The organism is Ideonella sp. P3_A4, assembly GCF_056403075.1.
Map to the genome: position 1 here is coordinate 1 of NZ_JBFUGE010001188.1, position 951 is coordinate 951.

Annotated in this window: 1 protein-coding gene; it reads left to right on the plus strand. The window is 70.0% G+C overall.

Annotated elements, in window-relative coordinates:
• Positions 1–21 precede the first annotated feature (21 nt).
• Positions 22–951: diguanylate cyclase (locus AC1DYI_RS36865; RefSeq protein ID WP_477209028.1), on the plus strand; the 930-nt coding region annotated here is incomplete at its 3' end.

Sequence of the window (951 nt, forward strand, 5' to 3'; positions counted from 1 at the left end):
GCCCATTTCCAGGTGGCCGCCGTGCCTTCGTTCGCCGCCACCACGGCGATGCACGAGCTGCACCGGCGCTACCCGGGTGTCAGCTACCGCGAGGTGGCCTTGAACCCGACCAACCCGGCCAACCAGGCGACCGGCATCCACGCCGAGATGGTGCAGAGCCTGCGCGCCAGCGGGGTCGACACGGTGCAGCGCCAGACCTTCGAGAATGGCCAGGAGATGCTCTACGTGGCCAAGCCGCTGCGCGTCGGCGACGCCACCTGCCTGACCTGCCATGGTGCCCCCGAAGCGGCACCGGCGGCGATGCGCACGTTGTATGGCGACCGGCGTGGTTTCGGCTGGCGCATGGGCGAGACCGTCGGTGCACAGGTCGTGTCCCTGCCGATGACCGTGCCGCTGGAGCGGGCGCAACAGTCGCTGTGGCAGTTCTTGATCGGTGCCTGCGCGGTGGTGTTGGCCGTCTTTCTGACGCTGAATGCGATGTTGCGCCGCGTGCTGCTGAACCCGATCGCYAGCCACCACGGTGAGCTGCACCGCCAGGCGCGTGAAGACGAACTGACCTGCGCCATCAACCGGCGCGGCTTTCTGGAAGCGGCCGAGGCCGCACTGGATCGTGCTCGCGCGAACGGCGAGCAGCTGTCGCTGGCGATGCTGGACGTGGACCGCTTCAAGCAGATCAACGACGAGCATGGCCACGCCGCCGGCGACGACGTGCTGCGCGAACTGGTGCGGCGCGTGCAGGCCCGCGTGCGCGGCTCCGACCTGCTGGGGCGCCTGGGTGGCGATGAGTTCGCGCTGCTGCTGCCCGACGCCTCGCTCGAACAGGCGCGCCAGCTCTGCGCCGCGCTGCACGCCACTTTGCAGCGTGAGCCCTACCCGCATGGCGGCACGGTCGGCATCAGCCTGGGCGTGGCGCAGTGGCAGGGCAACGAGACCCTGCCCTGCCTGCTGGCC